Source organism: Tranquillimonas rosea (assembly GCF_900111315.1).
Taxonomy (GTDB): Bacteria; Pseudomonadota; Alphaproteobacteria; order Rhodobacterales; family Rhodobacteraceae; genus Tranquillimonas; species Tranquillimonas rosea.
Genome location: NZ_FOGU01000015.1, coordinates 1 through 18,928, shown reverse-complemented (window position 1 = coordinate 18,928; position 18,928 = coordinate 1). Strand labels below are relative to the sequence as shown.

Genomic DNA, 18,928 nt, shown 5'->3' with positions numbered 1-18,928 from the left:
GAAACATGGGCATCTTCAGCCGCGCATCCGGCCCGCCGCGACTTTCGCGGGGGTTGCAGAGCACGGCAGCGGCGCCGGGGGCAACGGGCGGATCCGCGCATGGGCGGGGCGTTGCCGCCGCGCGGTGCTCCAGCCGGCGGTTAACCACCCCGCGCCTATAGAGCGGGCCGTTCCCCGATGGAGAGTGCCGATGCCCGCCGCCCCCCTTCTCGACAGCCCCGACGCCACCCGCCGTCTCGCCCTGCCCCGCCTGCGCCCCGCCCAGGCGCAGAAGCACGTCACCCACAACGAGGCGCTGGCGCGGCTCGACGGGCTGGTGCAGCTGGTGCTCGAGACGACCGGCGCCGAAACCCCGCCCGCCGCCGCGCCCGAGGGCACGGTCCACGGGCTGGGCCCCGCGCCCGGCGCCGCCTGGGCGGGACAGGGCGGGCGGCTGGCGCTGGCCGCCGGCGGCGGCTGGGTCTTCGCCGATCCCGGCGAGGGCTGGCTGGGCTGGGACCGGGCGGCGGGCCGGCTGGTGGTGCACCGCGACGGCGCCTGGCGTCCGGCGGTGACCGAGGACCTCGCCGCCGCGGGCACGCTGGGGCTGAACGCGGGGGCGGATTCCGCCACCCGCCTCGCCGTGGCGGCCCAGGCCACCCGGCTCAGCCATGACGGCGCGGGCCACCGGCTGATCGTGAACAAGGCCGCCCCGGCCGAGACGGCAAGCCTGCTGTTCCAGTCCGGCTGGGCGGGGCGGGCCGAGATCGGTCTGCCGGGGCACGACGACCTCACCCTCAAGGTCAGCGCCGACGGCACCGCCTGGCGCGAGGCGCTGCGGGTCGAGGCCGCGACCGGGGCGCTGCACCTGTCCCACGACACCGCCGCCTCGGCCCGCGGCGCCGGCGGCTGGACCGACATCGCCGCGCCGGACATCCCCCTGCCCCTGACGGCGCGCGACGCGGGGGCGATGCCGCTTGCGGGCGGGGCGCTGACCGTGCCGGCGGGGGGGCTCTATGCCGCCGCGGTCTCGGGCGTGGCGGACGCCGCCACCGAGGCGGCGCTCGCGCTGTCGGTGAACGGCGCCGCGACATCCCACGCGGTCGAGCTGCGGGGCGCGGCGCCGGTGGCGCTGACGGCGCTCCTGGCGCTGGCCCCCGGCGACGCGGTGGGGCTGCGGACCGGCCCCGGCACCACGCTGCTGCGCTACGACGCGGGGCGGACGCACCTGGCGCTGTGGAAGGTGGCCTAGCGGCCCAGCCGTCCCCGGAGCCAGCCCAGGAAGGCGCGGTCGGGGGCGTTCAGCCGGGGGCGGCCGGTCTCTTCCCACCAGCTCTGCCATTCGGCGGCGAGTGCGTGGATGTCCCAGCCCGGCGCCATCGCCCGGCCCGCCTCCAGCGCGTCCGCCGACAAGAGCGGCCCGCTGTCGCGCTCGGCCAGACCGGCGCGGCTGACGCGGAGGATGTCGCCCTCTTCCTCGGCGAGGTGGTAGTCGGGCAGCCGCGCCTCGGCGATCATCCGGCGCAGCGCGGCGCGGAACACCCGCCGCGGCGCGGTCGAACCCGACTTCTTGTGCAGCACCTCGACCGAGACGCGCCATTCACGCTGGCGGCCGCAATGCTTGCGCGCCAGCTCGTAGATCCGCCGCTCCAGCGGCTTGCGCAGGCGGAAATAGTCGCGCGACAGGGTCAGCACCGATTTCGCCAGCACCGCGCGGTAGAGCCAGTCCGACAGCGTCACCGCGACCGAGATCATCCGCCCGCCCTTCGAGCGGCGGACGATCTCCCAGCTCTCGATCAGGCCGAAGCCCTGGGTGGTCTCGATCCCGCCGGTGGCGATGTTGGTGGTGATCCGGGTGCCGGCGAGACGCTCGAACGCCTCGCGCAGGCGCTGGTAGGCGTCGCCGCTGGTGTCGCGGTTGGTGGCGACCAGCAGGTCGTGGGCGGTCAGCCGCAGGGTGCGCGACACCTCGCGCCCGGCGTTCAGCGCGGCCATCAGCTGGCTCACGCAGTAGATCAGGATGTCCTTGTCGTGGATCGTCGCCCGCCCCCGGACCGAGGGCGTGACCTCGACGCTGGTGCCGTTGTGGGCATAGGACAGGATGCGCCGGTCGGGCCGGGTCGAGAGCGAGAAGATCGGATGCTCCATCGTCCCCAGGTCGTCCTTCGGCGCCGCGTCGAAGAGATCGCAGACGAAGAAGTCCGGCGTCGGGTGACGCCGCGGCATCAGCCCGCCGCTGCCGTGATCCTGTCCTGTCATCCGCGCCCTGCTCGTGCCCCCGTTTTTGCTTCGGGGTTTCAGTGACACCCAGAGTACGGCCCGAGGGGGCCCGCGTCCAGCCGGGCTTCGGCGGATCGGAGTCGGAGGGGCGGGGGTTCGGAATCACACGATCGGGGGTTCGGAGTCGGAGACGCCCCGCGCGATCCACCGAAACCCCTTGTTTCACGGGGCCTTGGCGGATCGGCCCCGGCCCCGTAACGTACTATCTAACCATAAAATAACTGGGCCGCCGATTTGGGTCCCCTGCCCCGACCCGTGGGCGCTTGGTGGCAACCCCCTGATATACTGGGGAAATCCAAAATATGTGAGGTCTTTTCTTCCATGTGCGCCGTTTGCGCGTATACTGGCAAAAACGGCGCACATGAGGCAGGACAGATGCGATCGGACCAGGGCAATACCCCGCCCCCCTATTTCAACATCGACCCCGATTCCGCGCTGCGCGACCTGGGCCCCGAAACCTCGACCGAGGGGTTCGGCGCCATCGCCCGCGCCTGCGCCGACGGCCGCGCCGACCTCTCGGGCCGGGGGCTCGAGGAGCAGGGCGGCGCCCGGCGGCTCAGGATGTTCTCGACCTGGGAGATCACCCGCTACCTGATCCCCGTCGCCCAGGCCCATTTCCGCCGGGTGCTCAAGGCCAATCCCTCCCTGCCTCAGGGCCGGTCCGAGACCGAGGGCGGTGCCAAGTGGTTCACCCTCGACGAGGTGCTGCGCCTGCGCTCTCATTTCGGCGCCGAGGGATCGAAGGCGAAGGAATACCTGCCCTACCGTCCCAAGGGGCTGCCGGCCAAGATGGTGGCGGTGGCGAACTTCAAGGGCGGCGTGGGCAAGACCTCGACCGCGGCGCACCTGGCGATGTCGGCGGCGCTCGACGGCTACCGGGTGCTGGTGGTCGATCTCGACAGCCAGGGCTCGATGACCTCGATCTTCGGCGGCAGCGTCGCGGACGAATGGCAGACGGTGTTCCCCCTCCTGGCGCGGCACTACGCCACCTACCTGCGGTCCGAGAACCAGCGCCGCGCCGACCGGGGCGAGGCGCCGATCCCGCTGGACGACACCCTGGGCGAGGCGCTGGAGACCGGCGTCGACACGCTGATCCAGAAGACCCACTGGCCCAACATCGACCTGATCGGCGCGCAGCTGAACCTCTACTGGGCCGAGTTCCAGATCCCCGTCTGGCGGATGCAGGCCCGCGGCTGGAAGCTGTGGGACGCCCTCGGCGAGATGCTGCAGGAAAGCGGCGCGCTCGACGCCTACGACGTGGTGCTGCTCGATACGCCCCCCGCCCTGGGCTACCTGACGATCAACGGGCTGGCGGCCGCGGACATCCTGCTGGTGCCCCTGGGCGCGTCGTTCCTGGAATTCGACTCCACGGGGCGGTTCTTCGACATGCTGCACACCACCTTCTCCTCGATCGAGGAGGGCGAGAACATGGCCGCCCGCGCCCTGGGCCGCGAAGAGCTGGCCTTCGAATGGGACGCGGTGCGCGCGGTGGTGACCCGCTACGACGGCGCCCAGCAATCCGAGATGGCCTCGCTGATGCAGGCCTATCTGGGCCGCACCCTCTCGCCCCACCGCCAGGGCTATACCGCGCTGATCGGCCAGGCGGGCGAGCAGGTGCAGGGCATCTACGAGGCCGATTACCGCGACTTCAACCGCGAGACCTATGTCCGCGGGCGCGAGACCTTCGACGCCACCTATGCCGCGGTGAAACGGCTTCTGATCGGTGCCTGGCGCCGCGACGAGCTGGCCGCGCGGGAGGCGGCGGAATGAGCGGGTGTTTCGCGCGCGAAACATCAGGAGTCGCTAATGTTTCGCGCGCGAAACGCGCCGGGGACCACCGCGCGGTGGTGTCACCCCGTGACAATCCGGGCATGAGAGCCTTGCGCCCTGCCCTGCCGAGGAGTGCCGCCGATGGCCAAGCGTAAGCGTCTGTCCCCCACCCCCGCCACGCGGGCCCCGCAGGAGGGGCCGGACGCGGCCGCCCGCGCCCCCGGCATGGCCGCCGGCGTTCTGGGCCAGGGCCCCCGCCGGGCCGCGCCGATCGCCGATGTCGCCGGCGAGGCCGCCGCCGCCTCGGCCGCCGACGAGATGGCCGAGGCCCTGCGCGCGGCGCGCGAAGAGGGCCGCATGGTCCTGCCCCTGCCCCTCGACGAGATCGACGCGGGCTACCTGGTGCGCGACCGGCTCGCCTCGGACGAGGACGAGATGGCGGCGCTGATGGACTCGCTCCGCGCCCGCGGCCAGCAGACCCCGATCGAGGTCACGCGGCTGGACAGCGGGCGCTATGGCCTGATCTCGGGCTGGCGCCGCCTGACGGCCCTGCGCCGGCTCCGCGACGAGACCGGCGAGGCGCGGTTCGGTACGGTGCTGGCCCTGCTGCGCCGTCCCGACCAGGCCGCCGACGCCTATCTCGCCATGGTCGAGGAGAACGAGATCCGCGTCGGGCTGAGCTACTACGAGCGGGCCCGGATCGTGGTGAAGGCGGTGGAGCACGGCGTCTTCCCCGACGAGGCCACGGCCCTGCGCGATCTCTTCGCCGCCGCCTCGCGGTCGCGCCGCTCGAAGATCGGCTCGTTCCTGTCGATCGTCCATGCGCTCGACGGGGTGCTGTGCTTTCCCGAGGCGATGGGCGAGCGGGCGGGCCTGAAACTGGCCAAGGCGATCGAGGACGAGCCGGGCTTCGGCCCCGCGGTGCGGTCCGAACTCACCGCCCAGCCCGCCGCCAGCCCCGACGAGGAACAGGCCCGGCTGGCCGCCGCGGTGTCGCCGCCCAAGCCGCGCCGCCCCGCCCCCACCCGGTCCGAGCCGGCGCCGGGGATCGCGCTTCTGTCCCATGCCGACGGCAGCGTCTCGATCGAGGGCGACCGGGTGGACCGGGCGTTCCGCCTGCGGCTCGAACGCTGGCTGAAGGACGACGTGCAGCGGCGCTGATCCCTCGCAACAGGCCCTGAAACGGGCCTGTCAGGGTCTTACACAGTCTCTATGGCATGCCTGAAGGCGGTGTTTCGCGCGCGAAACATCAGAAGTCGCTAATGTTTCGCGCGCGAAACACGTCGCCGGCACGAGGCCCGTCCTGATGCCCCTCATGCCCCGTCCCCGCCGCGGACGAGATCGGGCAGCGCCGCCTGCCAGTCGGGGCGCGCGATCCCCAGGTCGCGCTCCAGCGTGCCGCAATCGAGCCGCGAGTTCAGCGGTCGCGGCGCGGGCCGGGGCTGTTCTTCGGTCGGGATGGGCTGCACCCGCACCCCCTGCCCCGAGACGCCGAAGATCGCGTGCGCGAGCTGCGCCCAGCTGACATCCGGCGTCCCGGCATAGTGCCAGGTGCCGCTGTCGTGCCCGTCCGCCAGCGCCCGCGCCAGGGTCAGCAGCGCCGTGGCCAGCCCGCCCGCCGGGGTCGGCCCGCCGACCTGGTCGTCGACCACCCGCAGCCCCGCATGGGTCGCGCCCATGTGCAGCATCGTGGTGAGGAAGTTGCGCCCGGTCCCCGAGATCACCCACGAGGTGCGCAGGATCCCGTGCCGGCCGCCGGCGGCGCGCACGCCCTCCTCGCCCGCCAGCTTGGTGCGGCCATAGGCGTTGAGCGGCGCGGGCGTGTCGTCGGGCCGCCAGGGCGCGGTGCCGGATCCGTCGAAGACGTACTCGGTCGAGACCTGCAGGAACGGCAGGTCGCGTTCGGCCGCCGCCCGCGCCATCGCCGCGGGCGCCTCGGCGTTGACGACCCGCGCCGCCGCCTCGTCGGCCTCGGCGCCGTCCACGTCGGTCCAGGCGGCGGCGTTGATCACCGCGTCGGCGCGGGTGTCGCGCACCAGAGCGGCGCAGGCCTCGGGGTCCGAGAGATCCGCCGCGCCCCGGTCCAGCGCGATCACCGTGTCGCCTCCCAGCCGCCGCAGCGCGGTGGCGAGCTGTCCGTCATGGCCTAAAACCAGGCTTTTCATACCGTTCCCAATCGTTGTCCCACGCCCCGGCGGTCCTGCAGGGCCCGCCACCGGGGCTCGGTGTCGTGATGCCGGCGCAGCGCGCGCTCGGGGCCCTCCCGCAGCGAAACGCCGGGAGGCCGGCCGGGTTCGCCACGGATCCGCCACGGGCGTCGCCGTGGCGCGGGGGCGCGGGGGGCGGCACGCCCTCGGTCCCGGTCCGCAGGCCTCTTCCGCGGCCCGGTGTCGCCCGTCATCCCGGCGGCCAGCAAATCCCGCCGGGGGCGGGCTTGTCCAGAGAGGGGGATGTTTCGCGCGCGAAACATTAGCGACTCCTGATGTTTCGCGCGCGAAACACCGCGCCGCCGTTTGACACCGGGGCCGGGGCGGGGCACAGCAGCCGCGACGGGACAGGGGTCGGACCATGACGGACAAGGCTCGGACGGCGGGCGCGGGGCGCCTGGTGGCGGTGGTGGTGACCCACAACCGGCTGGACCAGCTCAAGCGGACCCTGGCCTGCCTCCTGGAGACGCCGGACGACCAGCTGGCGGCGGTGGTCGTGGTGGATTGCGCCTCGACCGACGCCACGCCCGACTGGCTCGCCGCGCAGGAATCCGGCCGGCTGGTCGTGCATCGCAGCGAGGCGAATATCGGCGGGGCAGGGGGGTTCGAGACCGGCCTGCGGCTGGCGATGGAACGCTGCGCCCCCGACTGGGTGGTGGTGATGGACGACGACGCCCGCCCCGCAGGGGACGCGTTCGCCACATTCCACGCCATCGCCGGAGAGGCCGGCGGCGCCGCCGCCGCGCTGGCCGCCGCGGTCTATTTCCCCGACGGCCGGATCTGCGAGATGAACCGCCCCTCGGTGAACCCGTTCTGGTCGCTCCGGGTGTTCCTGCGCACCGCGATGGGACGCGGGCGCGACGGCTACCACATTCCCTACGGCGCCTATGACGGCGCCGCGCCCCGGCCGATCGACCTGACCTCCTTCGTCGGGCTGTTCCTGCCCGCCGGGATGATCCGCGCGGCGGGCTATCCCGACGGACGGCTGTTCCTCTACGGCGACGACGTGATCTATACGCTGGGGCTGCGAAAGCGCGGCTTCTCCATCCTGTTCGATCCGCGGATCCGGTTCGAGCACGATTGCTCGACCTTCCAGAGCGACTACCGCCGGGCGTTCCGGCCCCTGTGGAAGGTCTATTACACCTACCGCAACGGCCTGCTGATGTACCGCCGCGCCGCGGGGCCGCTGTTCTGGCCGCTGCTCTTGGTGCTCTGGCCGAAATGGCGGCTGGCGGCGGCACGCTACGGCGCCGACCGGCCGGTCTACCTGCGGCTGATGCGCCGCGCGGTCCGCGATGCGGTGACCCGGCGGCTGGACCTGTCCCATGACGAAGTCGTGGCGCTGGCCGAGGTCAGGCGTTGAGGATGTCCTTGTAATGCCGCCGCAGCAGAAGCAGCCCCGCCGCCATCGGGATCAGCGCCGAGAAGACCACGAATTCGGGGCTCACCCAGTCGGGTTCGTACATCGGGTAGAAGCCGCTGCGCATCATCGCGGTGATGTGGATCAGCGGGTTGTACCAGATCACGTTCTGCGCCGCGCGGGGAAGGTCCTCGTAGATGTAGATCACACCGGAGACGATGAAGAGCGGCCGGGTGATGATCGACCAGACGATCGCCCAGGTCGGGAACAGCCCCGTCAGCAGGCAGTTCAGCACGCCCACGCCCAGCCCGAACACCGCGCCCAGGCCCATCGCGCCCAGGATCGGCCCGAGCTGGATCACCACCCGCGCGTCGATGATGCTGAGGATCCCCACCATCAGCACCGCGGCCACGGTGACCGCCGTCAGCACGGTCAGCAGGAAGCGCGCCAGCACCGCGTCGATCCAGGTCACCGCCGGGTAGGCGAGCAGGGGGCGCGAATAGGTCAGCGCCCGCGAGGTGTTGAGCGACACCCCCTGGTAGAGGTTGAACGGCAGGAAACCGGTGGCGTAGAACAGAAGGAAGCTGGTCCCGAGCGACGGCGAGCGCAGCAGGAGCGAGAAGCCGAACGACAGGATGACGATCATCCCCAGCGGCTCCAGAAGGGCCCAGGCATAGCCGCCCGGCGTGCGGCCGTAGCGGGTGGACATCTCGCGCAGGATCAGCGCGGCGATGGTCCGCATCGCGCCCGTGCGGCGCGGGGTCTGCGCCTCCGGCACGGGAGACTGGGGATCGGTGGATGTCGTCACGGGAAAATCCGTCATGGTGTGACGTTGCGCGCCCGAGTATGTAGAAAGCCCCCGACGACTTCAAACGGGTTCGACGAACGGCGGCCGTGATGCAGAACGACGACAAGGCGCGCAAGGCGCCGCCCAAGGACGACGAGACGGCGCCCGACGCGCCGCCCGGAGAGGACGGCACTTCGTCGCCCGACTCCGGCACGCCGGCGGAGCAGGGCGGCGGCCAGGTGACGCCGCTGCCGCGCAAGGCGGGCGCCGGCGGCCAGGGCGGCGCGGCGAAGGGCCAGGGTCCGGCCAAGGGCGGTCCGCAGGGCGGGCAGGGTCCGAACAAGGGCCAGGGCCCGAACAAGGGCGGGCCCAAGAAGGGTCCGCAGCAGCAGCAGGCCGCGCCGGCGGCCGAGGTGGTCGAGGTCGCGCCCGTGGCCTCTCCGGCGCGGATGCAGAAGCGCCACTGGGGCCTGGTGACCAGCTTCGTGCTGGCGGTGCTGCTGCCGCTGGCGCTGGTGTCGATCTATCTCTGGGGCGTCAGCGTCGACCAGTACGCCTCGCGCACCGGCTTCACCGTGCGCCAGGAAGAGGGCGGCACGGCCAGCGAGCTTCTGGGCGGGCTGTCGCAGTTCACCGGCGGCGGCGGCGGGCAGTCCAACCCCGACATCCTCTACGAGTTCATCCAGAGCCAGGACATCATCACCGCGGTGAACGAGGACGTGAACCTGATCGAGGCCTATTCCGGCCCCTGGCCGAACGACCCGATCTTCTCGCTCTGGCCCTCGGCCAGCATCGAGGAGCTGCTGTGGTACTGGCAGCGCATGGTGCGGATCTCGTACGATCAGTCCACCGGGCTGATCGAGCTGCGGGTGCTGGCCTTTTCCGCCGATACCGCGCAGCGCATCGCCCAGGCCATCGTCGCCGAGAGCCAGAGCAAGGTGAACGCGCTGAACGCCGAGGAGCGCGAGGATTCCCTACGCTACGCCGAGGAGGACCTCGCCGAGGCCGAGACCCGCCTGCGCGAGGCGCGGCAGGCGCTGACCGCGTTCCGCTCGCGCACCCAGATCGTCGACCCCGAGGCCGAGATCCAGGGCCAGATGGGGGTGGTCAACAACCTGCAGGAACAGCTGGCCTCGGCGCTGATCGAGCTCGACCTGCTGCGCGAGGACACCAACAGCTCGGACCCGCGGGTGGCGCAGGCGCGCCGCCGGATCGAGGTGATCCGCGGGCGGCTGGCCTCGGAGCGCCAGTCCTTCGCCCAGGACGAGGTCGCCGGCATCGGCACCGACTACCCGACGCTGATCGAGGAATACGAGGGGCTGACGGTGGACCGCGAGTTCGCCGAGGAATCCTATCGCGCGGCGCTGGCCGCGCTGGACGCCGCGCGCGAGCGGGCGGCACGGCAGACGCTGTATCTCGCCACCTTCATCCGCCCGACGCTGGCCGAGACCGCGGAATATCCCCGCCGCTTCATGCTGACGGGGCTGGCGGCGCTGTTCCTGGCGATGGGCTGGGCGATCCTCGCGCTGGTCTATTACAGCATCCGGGACCGGCAATAGGGCAGGGCGCAGGCCGTGATCCGGTTCGATCATCTCAGCAAGGGCTTCTGGCTGAAGGGGCGCTACAAGACCGTCATCGACGATCTCACGGCGACCCTGCCCACCGGCGAGTCGCTGGCGCTTCTGGGGCGCAACGGGGCGGGCAAGTCGACGCTTCTGCAGATCATCGCCGGCACCATGCGCCCCTCGCGGGGGCGGGTGGTGCATGGCGGCACGATCTCGTGGCCGGTGGGGTTCTCGGGGTCGTTCCACCGCGATCTGACCGGGGCGCAGAACGTCCGCTTCATCGCCCGGATCTACGGCGTGGACACCGACGAGCTGGTGACCTTCGTGGAGCATTTCGCCGAGCTGGGGCGCCATTTCCACATGCCGGTGAACACCTATTCCTCGGGGATGCGCTCGCGGCTGACCTTCGGCGCGTCGATGGGAATCCGCTTCGACACCTACCTGGTGGACGAGGTGACGGCGGTGGGCGACGCGGCGTTCAAGCGCAAGAGCCGCGCGGTGTTCCGCGAGCGGATGAAGCGGTCGGGCGCGATCCTGGTGACCCACGACATGGGCCAGGTGAAGGAATTCTGCGACGCCGGCATCGTGCTGGAGGCCGGCAAGCTGCACTATTTCGACGACCTCGACGCCGCGATTTCCTACCACAAGGAGCTGATGGCCTGAGCCGGGCGGATTACCCCGGCAGGTTCTGCGCCGCCCAGATCGCCGCCTGGGTGCGGTTGCGCACGCCGATCTTCCGATAGCAGGCGCGCAGGTGAACCTTCACCGTGCTCTCGACGATCTGCAGGTCCTTGGCGATGTCCTTGTTCGACACCCCGTCGCGCAGCTTCTTGATGACGCAGAGCTCGCGCTCGGACAGGCGGATGCCCCGCGCGGCGAGGTCGGTCGCCGCGGGACGGGTCGGTGCGGCGGGCTCCGCCGCAGGGCGCAGGGCGGCCAGCGAGGCCGGGGGCTCGGCCCCCGCGGGGGCCAGCGGCGGCGCCACCCGGAAGCCCTGGTGCACCACCGTCAGGATTCCCGCCAGGGTCCGCATCGAGGTGCGGTCCGAGACCACCGCCTCGACGTTCGAGAGCACCGCCTGTTCGAGCGCGCCGCAGATCTGCTCGGTCGCCAGAAGCACGATCCGCGCCTCGGGACAGCGGCCGCGGAAGGCCGCCAATTGCCCGCTCTCGGGACAGTCCCCGGCGCCGACATGGAGGAGGATCGTCGGTTCCGTTTCCTCTGGCGGGAGGTTGTGGAGCGATTCCACGACCCCGTCGGGCTGAAATCCCTCGGAGGTCAGGAACGAGACGATCAATTCCCGGGAGAGCGATTGCCGGGAGACAATATAAAGACCCATCGGTAAACCCTTTCAAAGGATTTACAGTAAAAAAATTATTCCAATATCGAGAGTACGGGGGCTCCGCCCCAGACCCTTCCCCTTAGGGCGTAAAGTTGCACATCTCTGCCATTAAATCACCATATTTCTTTAAATAACTGAAAATACTTGAAATCTTATTGCGTCACATATCGCGATACGGAATGTCCCCCCGGACGTCTTCGCCTTTGGGTGGAATTGCACCCGCCTGCACGCCATGGTTGTAATACGATTCGCCAAGAGGCCACGCCGGCAAATACTTGTATCCGCATTGCCAGTCTCCGCGCCGCTGACAATTCGATCTACTCCCTCGGGCGCAAAGCTCAATCCGGATACTTAGTCCTTTCGCGCAGCTTATTTTCCGCCGATTCGTGCTATAGATCGGAGCGGCGAATTTCAGCCGATAGCATTTAAACTCGGATGGGTCGGAAAGTCATTTAATCACCTTTCTATCTTTCGAAATGAGTTTCCGGGGGGGGATTCATGAGTATCATTGAGAGAAGCCTTTTCAATACGAGCGAGATGGTTCGCTCGGACGCGCTGCACGACATCCTCGGGAGTCTCTCGAGGATGTCCGTGGCGTGCCTCGATGTCGCGGGGGGCGGCCTGACGGTCACCTCCTGTGCCACCGGGGCGCCGACGGCCCGCGCCGCGGCCCCGGCGGGGGAGCCCGGCCGGCTGGTCGAGGTGGCGCAGATCGCCGGCGATCCCGGCGCGCTGATGGGGCTGGCGGTGGATCCCGCCGGCGGTCCCGCGGCCCGCTGGGTGATCCTGCGCTGCCGCTTCGACAGCGGGATCGAGGATCACGTCGCCCTGCACACCGACGCCGCCGCGACCGCGGCGGCCGAGTTGCTGCGCACCGTCTGGAGCGGCCTGCGGCGGATGATCGTCGCCCAGGTGGGCGGCGCGCTGTCGGATCTCTCCGACGACGCGATGCTGTGGATGATCAGCCGCCGGGTGAACGCCGCGGTGCTGGTGCTGGATGCGGCGGGGCATGTGCTCAAGGCCAACACCGCGGCGCGCGAGCTTCTGGCCGAGGGCACGCTGCTGCGCGCCGGGCCCCAGGGCATCTGCGCCGCGCGCGAGCCCGAGACCCGCGCCCTGCGCGCCGCCCTGGCCGAGACCGCCGGCGCGTCCGACCCCGCCAAGACCGAGTTCGTCCTGATCCTGCGCGGCGCCGGGAAGACGGCGCATGTCCCGCTGTCGCTGTCGCTCTACGCGCCCGACGGCGCGACGGCGCCGCTGGTGCTGGCGATGCTGCCGATGCCGCCCGAGCAGAAGCGGATCGAGCTCCTGGCCCGGCGGATGGGTCTGACCCCGACCGAGGCGCGGGTCGCCGCGCTGATGCGGGCGGGCCATTCCAACCGCACGGCCGCCGAGATCGCCGGCCTCAAGGTCGAGACCTTCAACACCTACGCCAAGCGCGTCCTGTCCAAGATGAATGTCAGCTGCCGGGCCGAGATGGCGCAGCTGCTGACCTGGCAGGCATCCATGGAGCGTTCGCTATGACTATCGCAATGGCACAGGAAACCGCTGTCCCCTCCCAGACGGACGAGGACGAGACCGGGATCGACACGGCGGCGCACCCCGAGGAGGGGGCCGTGGCCGCGGGCGAGCGCCGGCTGAGCGAGGCCGACCTGACCGCGCTGCGCGGATCGCTGGGCAAGGGCCTGTCGGGCTTCGCGCGGCAGGGCGACATCGTCGAGCTGCACAAGCGCGTGGGCGAGATGTTCGACCGCCTGCCGGCCCGGATGGGCGAGACGCTGGAGGCCCGCGAGGCCGCGGCCGCGGCGCGGCTCGAGGCGATGGAGGGCGCGGTGAACGGGCTGGAGGGCGCGGTGCGCATCGAGCTCGGCCCGATGGTCCGCGACGCGGTGGCCGAGGCGCTCGCCGCCGAGCGCCGCCCGGCCCGCCGCCGCCTGGGCGCCGCGCTGACGGTGCTGGCCGCGCTCGCCCTCGGGGTGGCGCTCGGCAGCGCGATGCCCGAGCGGATCGCCCTCGGCGCCGCCGAGGCGCGCGCGCTCATCGGTTTCTGACAGCGCGGCGGCCCCCGGGCCGCCGCACCGCCCTTCGCCTTTCCGCAAGGAGATCTGCCATGCGTTCCCCGCGTGTCTTCGACGGCCAGCGCGGCCTGATCGTCGCCATCTTCGTCACCAGCCTGTGTCTTAACCTGCTGGTGCTGACCGCCCCGCTCTACATGCTGCAGCTGTTCTCGCGCGTGCTGTCCTCGGGCAGCATCGCCACGCTCGTGGCGCTCACCGTCGGCGCGGGCATCGCGCTGGTCTTCTTCATGCTGTTCGACGCCCTGCGCCAGCGGCTGATCTCGCGGCTGGGCAACCGGCTCGAGGCCGGGCTCGGGCCGCAGATCCTGGGCGCGGTGGTGCGCGGAACCGGCGGCGTGCAGGACACCCAGCCGGTGCGCGACCTGCACGAGGTCCGCGGCTTCGTCGTCTCGCCGGTCTTCACCGCGCTGCTCGACGCGCCCTGGTCGATCCTGTTCGTGGCGCTGATCTACCTCTTCCACCCGCTGCTCGGCGCGGTGGCGACGGTGGGCATCGTGATCCTGTTCACGCTGGGGGTGATCAGCGAGCTCACCGGCCGCGACCCCGCCAAGGCGGCCTCGTCGGCGGCGCGGGATTCGAACGCCACCGCCGACGAGATCCTGCGCAACGCCGACATCGTCCGCGCCATGGGCCGCACGCCGACCCTGGTGGGCCGGTGGGAGAGCGAATCCTTCGCCGCGATGCGCTTCGGCACCCGCGCCAACGACCGCATCGCCTCGATGACGTCGCTGGCCAAGATGGTGCGGATGTTCCTGCAGATCGCGATCATGGGCACCGGGGTGATCCTGGTGCTCCAGGGGCAGATGGGGCCGGGGATGATGATCGCCGCCTCGATCCTGCTGGGCCGCGCCGCCGCGCCGGTGGAACAGTCGATCTCGGGCTGGCGGCTTTTGCTGCAGGCCCGGCTCGCGCTGCAGCGGCTGAACGCGCTCATGTCGGAGGCGGGCGAGGAGCGCGCGCTGATGGAGATGCCCGAGCCGCAGGGCCGGCTGTCGGTCGAGACCGCCGCGGTGGTCACCCCCGCCCGGCAGGAGCCGCTGATCTTCGACGTGAGCTTCCAGCTCGAGCCCGGCGACTCGCTGGGCCTGATCGGCCCCTCGGGGGCGGGCAAGACCACGCTCGCGCGGGCGCTGGTCGGGCTGCAGCCGCTGACCCGCGGCTACGTGCGGATCGACGACGCGGCCCTGACCGACTGGCCGCCCGAGCAGATCGGCCGCTATACCGGCTTTCTGCCGCAGCAGGTCGAGTTGTTCCGTGGCTCGGTGGCCGAGAACATCGCGCTGATGGATCCCGACGCCCGGCCCTCGGCCATCGTCGAGGCCGCCAAGCGCGCCCAGGTGCACGAGCTGATCCTGTCCCTGCCCGGCGGCTACAACGCCGATGTCGGGCCCCAGGGACGGTTCCTGTCGGCCGGTCAGCGTCAGCGCATCGGCCTGGCGCGGGCGTTCTTCGGCGACAAGCGCCTGATCGTCCTGGACGAGCCCAATGCCAATCTCGACCCCGCGGGCGAGGAGGCGCTGTCGGCGGCGATCGCCGGGGCGACCGCCCGCGGGGCGGTGGTGATCGTCGTGACCCACCGGATGAGCGTGCTGAAATCGGTCAGCCACGCCGCGGTGATGGAGGCCGGGCGGATGGTCCGCTTCGGCCGCGCCACCGCGGTGCTGGGGGCCGAGGTCCGGCCGATGGGCGCGCAGGTCTCCGAGGGGCCGCGCGACGCCAAGATCGAGATCCTGCGCCGCCGGCCCGCGGTCGAGGCGCAGCTTGCCGAAGGAGTGGCCCAATGAGCACCGACACCCTGCCGACGGCCCGCGCCGCGGGCGACCTGACCCTGCGCGACGCGCTGCCGCCCCATACCCCCGGCGGCGCCCGGCCGCCCACCCGGATCCGCGGGCTGATCTTCCTTCTGGTGCTGATGATCGCCGGGTTCTGGGGCGGGCTCGGCACCTGGGCGGCCCGCGCGCCGCTGCACAGCGCGGTGGTGGCCACGGGCAACTTCCGGGTCGAGGGCGACCTGCCGGTGGTGCAGCATCTCGAGGGCGGCCTCTTGCGCGAGGTCCGCGTCACCGAGGGCGAGCGCGTCACCGAGGGCCAGGTGCTGGCCGTGCTCGACGGCACGATGACCGGGGCGCAGGACAACATCCTGCTGAGCCAGCTGGTGAACGCGCTGGCCAACGACGAACGGCTCGCGGCCGAGTTCCGCGACGCCGCCGGGATGACGCTGTCGGACGAGCTGGTGGCGCTGACGGCCCGCGACGCGTCCTTCGGGGGCATGGTGCAGGCCCAGCGGGAGCTGTTCGAGACCAACCGCGAGATGTGGCGCGGCCAGGTGGAGATCCTGCGCAAGCGGGTCGAGGAGCTGAACGAGCAGCTGGTCGGCCTGGCGGCGCGGCAGGCGGCGCTGACCGAGCAGCTGGGCCTGGTGCAGGACGAGCTGGGCGACCTGAAGGTGCTGCACGACAAGGGGCTGGTGACCAAGACGCGCTACCTGTCGCGGCGCGAGGCCGAGGTGTCCCTGCTGGGGGATCTCAACATCCTCGACAGCCAGGTGCAGTCGGTGCGCCAGCGGATCTCTGAGACCGAGGAACGCATCCTGCAGGTGCGCCGCGACCGCGCCCGGCAGATCACCGAGGAGCGCCAGGCGGTGAAGGAGCGGATCTTCGAGATCCGCCAGCGCATCGTCGCCAACGAGGACGTCAAGGAGCGCCTGCTGGTGCGCGCGCCGCGCACCGGCAAGGTGCTGGGCCTGCGCTTCACCGCGCCGGGCGAGGTGATCCAGGACGGCGAGGAGATCCTGCGCATCGTGCCCGACGGCGCGCGCTACGTGGTCGAGGCGCAGGTCCGCCCCGAGGATGTCGACCAGGTCGCCGAGGGCGCCGCGTCGCGGGTGCGGCTGACCGCCTACAACTTCCGCACCACGCCCCCCGTCGAGGGCGAGGTGGTGCATGTCTCGGCCGACAGCCTCGTCGACGAGGCGACGGGCCGGGGGTATTTCCTGGTCAAGGTGCGGGTCCCCGAGGCGGCGCTGGAGGCCGTGCCGGATGTCGAGGTGCAGCCGGGCATGCCGGCGCAGGTGATGATCGCCACCGGCGAGCAGACCGTCGCCGATTACATCCTGAGCCCGGTCCTGGGCGGGATGTCGACGGCGATGAAGGAAAGCAACAACTGACACCCCTTGCGCGGGTGTGCCGGCCCCCGCCCGCCCGGGCGGGGGCCGTGGCGTTCCGGGGCCGCCCGGATCCCTATTTGTATCCCCGTATGGGGGCAGCGCGGGGACGGGAAGCGGTCTCTAATGGCCGCGTGGATGACAGCATTGTCCATTATTTGAAGACCGGTTTCCCCGGTCGCTTTTCGTAAAACCTGACGGTGGCCGGTCCGGGAAAGGTCCGGGGACCCGTCTGTGCCAAGGAGATTGAGAGATGTCCGGTAAGAATCCCGTTCCCTACGATACCTGGGGCGAATGCGATCCCAACCAGCCGTTCCCGGATCCCTATCCCAGCGTCCTGCAGCTCAAAAACGATGACGACATCGGTTCGCTGACCTCGGACGTCGATGCCGATCACGTCGAGACCGGCAAGGGCAACGACACGTTCTTCGGCAACGAGAACGGCAACTACATGAACGGCGAGGGCGGCCAGGACAAGCTCTGGGGCCTCGAGGGCGAGGACAGCCTCTACGGCGGGTCCGGCGACGATTACCTCTACGGCTACGACGGGGATTACAATTACCTGCCCTATCCGCCGCTCTCGAGCGACGACGACTACCTCAACGGCGAGACCGGCGACGACTGCCTGTGGGGCGAGTACGGCAACGACAGCATGATCGGCGGCTTCGACGACGATGCGATGTGGGGCGGCGACGGCAACGACATCATGTCGGGCGACGACGCGACGATCGACGTCGACAACCCGCGTGACGGCAACGACTACATGGACGGCGGCGCCGGCAACGACTGCATGGACGGCGAAGGCGGCGACGACTGCATGTGGGGCGGGACCGGCAAGGACCTGATGTACGGCGGGACCGGCAACGACCGCATGGGCGGCCAGAGCGGCGCCGACAAGATGGCGGGCGGCCTGGGCGACGACCTGATGCTGGGCGGCGCGGACGACGACGAGATGTACGGCGACGTGCGCGGCGGTCTCGGCCCGAACCTGAACTACGGCACCGACACCACCAAGGACGGTGACGACTGCATGTACGGCGGGTCCGGCAACGACGAGATGGACGGTCAGGGCGGCCACGACACCATGTTCGGCGGCGACGACCGCGACCTGATGTTCGGCGGCCGTGGCTGGGACACGATGAGCGGCGGCGGCGACAAGGACACGATGAACGGCGACGCGGGCCGCGACGTGATGCGCGGCGGCGGCGAGGCGGACATCGTCGACGGCGCCGCGGGCCATGACATCATCTTCGGCGACAACGGCAACATCGAGGGTCTCGACGGCTACGATTGCGACGAGGACTGGGCGTGCGACCCGATTTCGTTCGGCCCGCAATCGACCAAGCACGGCGAGGTCTGCCCCGAGGCGCCGGGCGGCGAGGGTGACACCGGCGAGGACAATTGCGACCTTCTGACCGGTGGCGGCGGCCACGACACGATCTTCGGCGAAGGCGCCGCGGACACGATCGCCGGTCAGTGGGGCGATGACTTCGCCTCCGGCGGGTCGGGCAACGACGTCGTCCGCGGCAACAACGGCGACGATTTCCTTGTCGGCGACAGCGGCAACGACAAGCTTGCCGGCGGCGCCGATGACGACGTCATCTATGGCGGGACCGGCAACGATGCCGCCTATGGCGGCAGCGGCGACGACGTGCTGAAAGGCAACGACGGGTACGACAAGCTCAAGGGCGGGACCGGCGAGGACTGGGCCGAAGGCGGCAACCAGCGCGACAAGATCTTCGGTGGTGCCGACGACGACACGCTCCAGGGCAACGGCAATACCGACGTGGTGAAGGGCGAAGGCGGGGATGACCTGATCTTCGGCGGCGACGGGTTCGACCTCGACCTGAACATGGATGGCGAGTGCGAGGATTACAGCCCGCTGCCCGAGCTGGAGACCCCGTACGATTGCGACGACGGTCCCGACGTGGGCGGCGCTGCCCAGTCGGACAGCGGCGACTGGCTGTTCGGCAACGGCGGCAACGACACGATCTTCGGCCAGCAGGGCTGGGACAAGATCGACGGCGGGTCCGGCGATGACGTCGCGTTCGGCGGGACGCAGAACGACAAGATCGACGGCAATGTCGGGAACGACATCCTGTTCGGCGAGTTCGGCGATGACCGGGTCTACGGCGGCAAGGGAGACGACTTCCTGTCCGGCGGGACCGGCGACGACACGCTCGATGGCCAGGCGGGGGACGACTACATCCTCGGCGGCGAGGGGAACGACGACCTGACCGGCGGTGTCGGCAAGGACGTGTTCTTCTACGACCTGACGCTGAGCTCGGACGGGCAGGGCGGGTTCTCGTTCAGCTCGACGGATGGCAGCGACGTGATCCGCGACTTCGACTTCAACCAGGACCAGGACGTGCTGGGCTTCCGGGTGACGGTCGACGG

15 protein-coding genes are annotated in these 18,928 nt (G+C 70.7%); 11 read left to right on the top strand and 4 right to left on the bottom strand.

The window, feature by feature from the left end; all coding sequences use genetic code 11:
- Positions 1–190: 190 nt before the first annotated feature.
- Complete coding sequence (locus tag BMZ25_RS18330) at positions 191–1,231, top strand: DUF2793 domain-containing protein (protein WP_177190530.1); 1,041 nt, start codon at positions 191–193, stop codon at positions 1,229–1,231.
- Here BMZ25_RS18330 and BMZ25_RS18325 read toward each other — a convergent pair.
- Positions 1,228–2,238: a replication initiator protein A gene (locus BMZ25_RS18325; protein ID WP_235859937.1), complete on the bottom strand. Its 1,011-nt coding sequence runs from the start codon at positions 2,236–2,238 to the stop codon at positions 1,228–1,230. The genes BMZ25_RS18330 and BMZ25_RS18325 overlap by 4 nt on opposite strands.
- A 396-nt stretch (positions 2,239–2,634) precedes the next feature.
- Between BMZ25_RS18325 and BMZ25_RS18320 the strand changes: the two genes are divergently transcribed.
- Together BMZ25_RS18320 and BMZ25_RS18315 are read left to right on the top strand one after the other, a co-directional pair.
- Positions 2,635–4,029: an AAA family ATPase gene (locus tag BMZ25_RS18320; protein WP_177190529.1), complete on the top strand. Its 1,395-nt coding sequence runs from the start codon at positions 2,635–2,637 to the stop codon at positions 4,027–4,029.
- Positions 4,030–4,170: 141 nt separating this feature from the next.
- A complete protein-coding gene (locus tag BMZ25_RS18315; protein WP_092696104.1) occupies positions 4,171–5,190 on the top strand; it encodes a ParB N-terminal domain-containing protein in 1,020 nt (339 codons plus the stop codon).
- 152 nt (positions 5,191–5,342) lie between these two features.
- Here the strand turns inward: BMZ25_RS18315 and rfbD are convergent, their stop codons facing one another.
- A complete protein-coding gene (gene rfbD, locus BMZ25_RS18310) occupies positions 5,343–6,194 on the bottom strand; it encodes a dTDP-4-dehydrorhamnose reductase (RefSeq protein ID WP_092696103.1) in 852 nt (283 codons plus the stop codon).
- A gap of 403 nt (positions 6,195–6,597) precedes the next feature.
- Here rfbD and BMZ25_RS18305 point away from each other — a divergent pair, with 403 nt between their 5' ends.
- Positions 6,598–7,599, top strand: coding sequence for a glycosyltransferase (locus tag BMZ25_RS18305; RefSeq protein ID WP_092696102.1), 1,002 nt, complete (start codon positions 6,598–6,600; stop codon positions 7,597–7,599).
- Here BMZ25_RS18305 and BMZ25_RS18300 read toward each other — a convergent pair.
- Positions 7,589–8,404: an ABC transporter permease gene (locus BMZ25_RS18300; protein ID WP_235859936.1), complete on the bottom strand. Its 816-nt coding sequence runs from the start codon at positions 8,402–8,404 to the stop codon at positions 7,589–7,591. The two genes, BMZ25_RS18305 and BMZ25_RS18300, sit on opposite strands and share 11 nt — an antisense overlap.
- An 89-nt stretch (positions 8,405–8,493) precedes the next feature.
- Here BMZ25_RS18300 and BMZ25_RS18295 point away from each other — a divergent pair, with 89 nt between their 5' ends.
- The gene (locus BMZ25_RS18295) at positions 8,494–9,942 is read left to right on the top strand and encodes a KpsE/RkpR family capsule polysaccharide export protein (RefSeq protein ID WP_092696100.1); all 1,449 of its coding nucleotides are present in this window, start codon (positions 8,494–8,496) and stop codon (positions 9,940–9,942) included.
- A gap of 15 nt (positions 9,943–9,957) precedes the next feature.
- Positions 9,958–10,611, top strand: coding sequence for an ABC transporter ATP-binding protein (locus BMZ25_RS18290; RefSeq protein WP_092696099.1), 654 nt, complete (start codon positions 9,958–9,960; stop codon positions 10,609–10,611).
- Between the two features lie 10 nt (positions 10,612–10,621).
- On the opposite strand, the gene BMZ25_RS20555 is transcribed toward BMZ25_RS18290, so the two are convergent.
- A complete protein-coding gene (locus BMZ25_RS20555) occupies positions 10,622–11,287 on the bottom strand; it encodes a helix-turn-helix transcriptional regulator (protein ID WP_143071561.1) in 666 nt (221 codons plus the stop codon).
- Between the two features lie 501 nt (positions 11,288–11,788).
- Here BMZ25_RS20555 and BMZ25_RS18280 point away from each other — a divergent pair.
- The 5 genes from BMZ25_RS18280 to BMZ25_RS18260 form a co-directional block, all read left to right on the top strand.
- On the top strand, positions 11,789–12,814 hold the full coding sequence (locus tag BMZ25_RS18280) for a helix-turn-helix transcriptional regulator (protein ID WP_092696098.1): 1,026 nt from the start codon (positions 11,789–11,791) through the stop codon (positions 12,812–12,814).
- On the top strand, positions 12,811–13,341 hold the full coding sequence (locus tag BMZ25_RS18275; protein ID WP_143071560.1) for a hypothetical protein: 531 nt from the start codon (positions 12,811–12,813) through the stop codon (positions 13,339–13,341). Before BMZ25_RS18280 ends, BMZ25_RS18275 begins: the two co-directional genes overlap by 4 nt.
- A 59-nt stretch (positions 13,342–13,400) precedes the next feature.
- Positions 13,401–15,152 (top strand): type I secretion system permease/ATPase, encoded by a 1,752-nt coding sequence (locus BMZ25_RS18270; RefSeq protein ID WP_092696096.1) that lies wholly within the window; start codon positions 13,401–13,403, stop codon positions 15,150–15,152.
- Complete coding sequence (locus BMZ25_RS18265) at positions 15,149–16,534, top strand: HlyD family type I secretion periplasmic adaptor subunit (protein ID WP_092696095.1); 1,386 nt, start codon at positions 15,149–15,151, stop codon at positions 16,532–16,534. Before BMZ25_RS18270 ends, BMZ25_RS18265 begins: the two co-directional genes overlap by 4 nt.
- Before the next feature lie 250 nt (positions 16,535–16,784).
- Positions 16,785–18,928 (top strand): calcium-binding protein (locus BMZ25_RS18260; protein ID WP_092696094.1); only part of this gene is annotated, 2,144 nt, incomplete at its 3' end.

What these genes read in the sequence shown, in the direction of transcription:
- BMZ25_RS18330 (WP_177190530.1), top strand. Translation starts at nt 191, where the DNA reads ATGCCCGCCGCCCCCCTTCTCGACAGCCCCGACGCCACCCGCCGTCTC.
- BMZ25_RS18325 (WP_235859937.1), bottom strand. Translation starts at nt 2,238, where the DNA reads ATGACAGGACAGGATCACGGCAGCGGCGGGCTGATGCCGCGGCGTCAC.
- BMZ25_RS18320 (WP_177190529.1), top strand. Translation starts at nt 2,635, where the DNA reads ATGCGATCGGACCAGGGCAATACCCCGCCCCCCTATTTCAACATCGAC.
- BMZ25_RS18315 (WP_092696104.1), top strand. Translation starts at nt 4,171, where the DNA reads ATGGCCAAGCGTAAGCGTCTGTCCCCCACCCCCGCCACGCGGGCCCCG.
- rfbD (WP_092696103.1), bottom strand. Translation starts at nt 6,194, where the DNA reads ATGAAAAGCCTGGTTTTAGGCCATGACGGACAGCTCGCCACCGCGCTG.
- BMZ25_RS18305 (WP_092696102.1), top strand. Translation starts at nt 6,598, where the DNA reads ATGACGGACAAGGCTCGGACGGCGGGCGCGGGGCGCCTGGTGGCGGTG.
- BMZ25_RS18295 (WP_092696100.1), top strand. Translation starts at nt 8,494, where the DNA reads ATGCAGAACGACGACAAGGCGCGCAAGGCGCCGCCCAAGGACGACGAG.
- BMZ25_RS20555 (WP_143071561.1), bottom strand. Translation starts at nt 11,287, where the DNA reads ATGGGTCTTTATATTGTCTCCCGGCAATCGCTCTCCCGGGAATTGATC.
- BMZ25_RS18280 (WP_092696098.1), top strand. Translation starts at nt 11,789, where the DNA reads ATGAGTATCATTGAGAGAAGCCTTTTCAATACGAGCGAGATGGTTCGC.
- BMZ25_RS18275 (WP_143071560.1), top strand. Translation starts at nt 12,811, where the DNA reads ATGACTATCGCAATGGCACAGGAAACCGCTGTCCCCTCCCAGACGGAC.
- BMZ25_RS18270 (WP_092696096.1), top strand. Translation starts at nt 13,401, where the DNA reads ATGCGTTCCCCGCGTGTCTTCGACGGCCAGCGCGGCCTGATCGTCGCC.
- BMZ25_RS18265 (WP_092696095.1), top strand. Translation starts at nt 15,149, where the DNA reads ATGAGCACCGACACCCTGCCGACGGCCCGCGCCGCGGGCGACCTGACC.